The sequence below is a fragment of the Polaromonas sp. P1_E3 genome (assembly GCF_056405935.1).
In genome coordinates, this window is the sequence record NZ_JBFUBD010000195.1 from 1 (window position 1) to 5,176 (window position 5,176).

The window sequence follows — 5,176 nt, forward strand, 5'->3', positions numbered from 1 at the left end:
CGCGACAACCTGYAAAGGGCCGGCCTTTACAACGCCGAAGTACGCACCGGCGACGGCGCCGCAAAAATCGCCCAGGCCGTTTCGAGCAGCGACCCGTTGCGCGGGCCGTTCGACGTGATCGTGCTCAGCGGATCGGTCGCCGAAATACCGGCTTCGCTGCTGTCGCTGCTCAAGCTGGGCGGCCGCCTGAGCGCCATCGTGGGTTTTGAGCCGATGATGCGCGCCACGCTGGTCACGCGCGTGGCTGAAGACGCCTGGCGCACCACCCAGGCCTGGGACACCGTCGCGCCGCGCCTGCTGAATTTCGCTGAACCCTCGAAATTCACTTTCTGAGCCCGGCCCCAGGACTTCATCGCCCAAGACACACGCACGCAAACTGAACGCAGGACAGCCGACACATGATTCCCCAACTGAGCCCCGCCGATTTTGCCGACTGGCGCAACAACGCCGGGGAAGGCGCGCCCGCCTTGCCCGTGGTGCTGGATGTGCGTGAACCCTGGGAACTGCAGACGGCATCGGTCAGGGAAGACGGCTTCAGGCTGGTGCATATCCCGATGCGTGAGATACCCACCCRCCTGGCCGAGTTGCAGCAAACTGAAGCCGGTACCGGCCAGCCGATTGCCTGCCTTTGCCACCACGGCATGCGCAGCCTGCAGGTGGCCAACTTTTTGACGCAAAGCGGTTTCACCGAGGTCGTCAACCTGCAAGGCGGCATTGACGCGTGGTCCCAGCAGGTGGACCCATCAGTTCCCACGTATTGAAGCCGCCGCACGCCGCATTCACCTTTATATCCGCCGACTCATCCATTCCTCAGGACCTTTATGACCACGCCCAAGAAACCGCCGGCGCTACGCCTGTCGATGTTGCCCTTGTCGATTGCCGTCACCGCAGCGCTGATGATGGCAGCCCCGGCAGCACAAGCGCAGAGCCTGGTCGAGCTGTATGAGTCGGCCCGAGCCTTTGACGCCTCTTACCAGTCGGCCAAGCTGCAATACGACGCCAACCTCGCCCGGGCCGACCAGGCCAAGGCCGGTATCCTGCCCACGGCGGGTATTTCGGCAGGCGTATCGCGCACCAATTTTGAAAACACCGCACCGGTGATCGAGCGCAGCTTCAACACACAAAACGCCACGCTCAACCTCTCTCAGCCGCTGTACCGCCCGGCCAACTGGGCCACCTACCAGCAGGCGTCCAGGCAGGTAGACCTGGCCAAGGCCCAGCTGGAGGCCGCTGACCAGGACCTGATCGTGCGTACCAGCCAGGCCTATTTCGATGTGCTGGCCGCGCAGGACACCCTGACCTTTGTACGGGCCCAGAAAGCCGCAGTGGCCGAGCAACTCGCATCCGCCAAGCGCAACTTCGAGGTGGGCACCTCCACCATTACCGACACGCGCGAGGCGCAGGCCCGTTACGACCTGGTGATCGCGCAGGAGCTCGCCGCCGAGAACGACCTGCGTGTGAAGAAACTCGCGCTGGATACCCTGGTCGGCAAAACCGAAACCCAGCCCAAGCCCCTGACCAGCCCGGCCAGCCTGCCCACGGTGACACCCGCCGATGTCAACATCTGGGTTTCGCAGTCCGAGCTGGTACACCCCAGCATCCGCCAGGCGCAAAGCAATGTAGAAATCGCGGAGCTGGAGGTCAACAAGGCCGAAGCCGGCCACAAGCCCACGCTTGACGCGACGGCCAGCTACAACGTCACGCGCAACCCCTCGGGCACGGCGACCACCATTCCGCCGTTTGCCTTCCGCACCAACACCACCACCGTCGGCGTGCTGCTCAACGTGCCGCTGTTTGCGGGCTTCGCCACACAGAACCGCGTGCGCGAAACCCTGTCGCTGCGTGACAAGGCGCAAAGCGACCTGGAAGGCGCGCGGCGCACTGTGGCGCAGGCCACGCGTACCGCTTACTTCGGCGTGCAATCGGGCCAGGGGCAGGTCAAGGCGCTGGAGGCGGCCGAACTCTCCAGCCAGAGCGCGCTGGACGCCAACCGGCTGGGCTACCAGGTCGGCGTGCGCATCAACATTGACGTGCTCAACTCGCAAAGCCAGCTGTTCCAGACCAAGCGCGACCTGGCCAAGGCGCGCTATGACGTGCTGCTGGGCGACCTGAAGTTGCGCCAGGCCAATGGCACACTGACGCCGGAAGACCTGCAAAAAATCAACGCACTGCTGGCCAAATAATCGCGTTACGCTTGCGGTACGCTTCACCACACTCCAACAAAGGCCCGGCCCGGGGCCAGAATTTCATGTTGATGCCCGCACACAATTCCCTGTCCCTGCCGATAGAGGCTGAACGCGTGACCGATGCGCTGGTGCACGTTCCCAAAGGCCCCAGCTTCGAGCTGATCGAGGAAACCACGTGGGAAGAACTCAAGCGCACGGGCCGCCGGCCACCGTTTGACAAACCCGTGCTGGTCAAGGGCGGCATCCAACACTGGCCGGCCTGGAAAAAATGGTCGTTTGAATTCCTCGCCGACGTCTGTGCCGGCAAGGGCGCCGAGGTGCCGGTCAAGTTCACCGATGGCTTGGTCGAACAGGGCGTGACCAAGGGCCGCCCCTTCCTTCCGGTCGCGCCCTACCTTCGGGAACTCGGCAAGGCTGCGCAACGCACACCGRACCCTATGGCCGGCCTGCTGCCCAAGCCGGTGCGGGACGGCTACAAACCCGGCGAGCGTTTTCACCTGAACTGGGCCCACATGCAGTCGTTCAAGCCGACGACCTTGTACCTGGCGCAGTGGGACATCCTCGAAAAATACCCCGAGTTGCGCCAAGACCTGCTCATCAAGAGCCTGTGGCCCGGCCGCATGACCTGGGAATATGTGTTCATGGGCCCGGCCAATACCGTGACCGGCCTGCACAATGATTTCCCGCACAACTGGTTTGTGCAGCTCCAGGGCGTCAAGGAGTTCATCCTTTTCTCACCCGACCAGCGCCAGCACATGTGCCCGGCCGCCAAATACGACTGGGGCGCCACGCTCAGCGACATCAACGTCTCGCGCCTGCCCGAGCAAGTCCGCGAACTCGCCTCCTTCGAAAAAGCCCATGGCTACCACGCCCGCGTAGAAGCCGGCGATGCCCTGTTCATCCCCAGGCGGACCTGGCACTCCGTGGTGTCGGTGGAGCCTTCCATAAGCCTGGGCATGTTTGGCCTGACGCCGTATGAAGTGGCGACCGGCGGCGCCTGGGCCACGCTGCGCGACTGGGCGCATCACCTGCGCCTTTATGCCTGGGGCAATTGCACCTGTCATCAGAAGAAGTAGAGCGCCCACGCTTTTCACTTCGTGTAATGCGCTGCCCCCCGAGGGGTGCTGCGCCTGCGGCCCGGCAAAGCCGAAGAATTGGCACACCCCTATCGGGCTCACTCCGTGTAGCCCTTTTCCCCTTGCAGGGGACGGCGCCTGTGGCCCGGCAAAGCCGGTTCCACGGCTCACGCTGGGTTTAGGAGATCATCCCAGTCGTTCACTAAGTACCCGTTCGCCCTGTCGAAGGGTGACTTCGTTAAATCAGCGTGAGGATCACATAGGTGCCGAAGCCGAAAAGGCAGGCGGCCATGAAAAGCAGCATCCAGAACCAGATGGGTACGCGCAGTTTGGATTTCTCAGTCATGGCGCTGTCCTATCGCCGTGCCAGAAAATTTTCCAGCGCACTCACCGTCTTCACCGTGGCGCCCCGATTGCGGTCGGCGAAGGCCAGGCCGGCGGCCACGGCGGCGGCGCGTGCTTCGGGTTTGTCCATCAGTTTTCTCGCAGCGCGCACGCCTTGCTCCATATCGACCACACGCCGGGCTGCACCGGCCTCGATGGCCAGCTCGGCGGCTTCGGTGAAGTTGAAGGTATGGGGGCCCATCACGACCGGGCAACCGCAGGCGGCCGCCTCGATCAGGTTTTGCCCGCCCAGCGGTGCGAAGCTGCCGCCCAGCAAGGCGACATCGCTCATCGCGTAATACAGCGCCATTTCACCCAGCGAGTCGCCCAGCCACACATCCGCATGCAGCGCATCGTCGTTCACGGCCGGGCCGCCCGCCGTATCGGGCCAGTGCGAGCGGCGCGAGACGCGCAGGCCGTGCTGCTGCACCAGCGCCTCCACTTCATTGACGCGTTGCGGGTGGCGCGGCACCAGCAACACCCTGAACTGGCTTCCCGGCCCTTCCACGTGTGCTTCTGGCCGTGATTCATCTGCTACAGAATTAATAGCTGGTTGCGCATGTTCTGATTGGGCTGCGGCACTTATTTGCTTCAAAAATTCCTGCTCTTCGCCTTCCCGCGAGCTGGCAAACATGAGCACCGGCACACCGAGCGCCCGGCGCCAGGCCTTGCCTTTTTCCAGCTGGGCGTCGTCGGGCGAGGCATCAAACTTCAAATTCCCGTACACACCACTCACCTCAGCGCCGGCCTGGCGAAAGCGCCGTGCGTCGTCACCGGTCTGGGCATACACCGCGGACAACCCCGCGTAAGCCGGAAACGACAGCGGCGACATTTTCAGCGCCTGCTGCAGGGATTTTTCGGACAACCTGCCGTTCACCAGCACCAGCGGTATGGCGCGCGCCTGGGCGCCGGCCACCATGTTGGGCCATATCTCGGTTTCCATCAGCAGGCCCAGGCGTGGCCTGAAGTGGCCAAAGAACCGCGCTACTGCACCCGGGCTGTCCCAGGGCTGCCACACCAGCACGTCACCGGGCTGCAGCAGGGCCACGCCCTCGGCGCGGCCGGTGGCTGTGCCGTGCGTCAGCAAAATACGCAAGCCCGGATACTGCGCGCGCAGCGCCTTCAGCAGCACGGCGGCCGTGCGTGTTTCGCCGAGCGAAACGGCATGCAGCCAGACCAGCTCCGAGGTGGTTTCTGCGGGCTGGGTGTAGTGGCCAAAGCGTTCCTGCACCGCCTGAAGGTAGCCGGGCTCGTGCTTTCCGCGGCGCGCCAGTTTGCGGCGCAGCAGCGGCTGGCCCAGCCACATCAGCAGCGAATACAGCTTCAGGACCAGCGCGCTCATTTCGCCTCTCCGGCACGGGTGGGGCTGCTCACCGCCCAGCATGCCAGCCAGGCCTGCCAGACGGTTTCCACCGTAGGCGCCGGCTGCGCAAACACGCTGACCTGCCGCCCCCCGTGGCCAAGGGCAGCGGGGCCGGTACGCCACGCCGTGTCGAAGTTGTAGATCTGCACATGCGGCAAGTCCAGCGC

The 5,176-nt window shown here is 64.2% G+C and carries 4 protein-coding genes and 2 pseudogenes; 4 read left to right on the plus strand and 2 right to left on the minus strand.

Going from position 1 to position 5,176, the window contains the following annotated elements; all coding sequences use genetic code 11:
* The 4 genes and pseudogenes from AC1D0Z_RS15660 to AC1D0Z_RS15675 form a co-directional block, all read left to right on the plus strand.
* Positions 1 to 333 (plus strand): annotated as a pseudogene (locus tag AC1D0Z_RS15660) (protein-L-isoaspartate O-methyltransferase); the annotation flags it as partial.
* A 65-nt stretch (positions 334 to 398) separates the two neighbouring features.
* Positions 399 to 761, plus strand: a complete 363-nt coding sequence (locus AC1D0Z_RS15665; protein ID WP_477659147.1) for a rhodanese-like domain-containing protein — start codon at positions 399 to 401, stop codon at positions 759 to 761.
* A 60-nt stretch (positions 762 to 821) separates the two neighbouring features.
* Positions 822 to 2,183: a TolC family outer membrane protein gene (locus AC1D0Z_RS15670; protein WP_477659148.1), complete on the plus strand. Its 1,362-nt coding sequence runs from the start codon at positions 822 to 824 to the stop codon at positions 2,181 to 2,183.
* 71 nt (positions 2,184 to 2,254) lie between these two features.
* Complete coding sequence (locus AC1D0Z_RS15675; protein WP_477659149.1) at positions 2,255 to 3,262, plus strand: cupin-like domain-containing protein; 1,008 nt, start codon at positions 2,255 to 2,257, stop codon at positions 3,260 to 3,262.
* A gap of 355 nt (positions 3,263 to 3,617) precedes the next feature.
* Here the strand turns inward: AC1D0Z_RS15675 and AC1D0Z_RS15680 are convergent, their stop codons facing one another.
* Both AC1D0Z_RS15680 and AC1D0Z_RS15685 read right to left on the minus strand, forming a co-directional pair.
* Entirely contained in the window at positions 3,618 to 4,988 is a 1,371-nt protein-coding gene (locus AC1D0Z_RS15680) for a 3-deoxy-D-manno-octulosonic acid transferase (protein ID WP_477659150.1), read from the minus strand.
* Positions 4,985 to 5,176: pseudogene (locus AC1D0Z_RS15685) on the minus strand (lipopolysaccharide heptosyltransferase I); the annotation flags it as partial. The pseudogene AC1D0Z_RS15685 and the gene AC1D0Z_RS15680, both read right to left, overlap by 4 nt.

What these genes read in the sequence shown, in the direction of transcription:
- AC1D0Z_RS15670 (WP_477659148.1), top strand. Translation starts at nt 822, where the DNA reads ATGACCACGCCCAAGAAACCGCCGGCGCTACGCCTGTCGATGTTGCCC.
- AC1D0Z_RS15680 (WP_477659150.1), bottom strand. Translation starts at nt 4,988, where the DNA reads ATGAGCGCGCTGGTCCTGAAGCTGTATTCGCTGCTGATGTGGCTGGGC.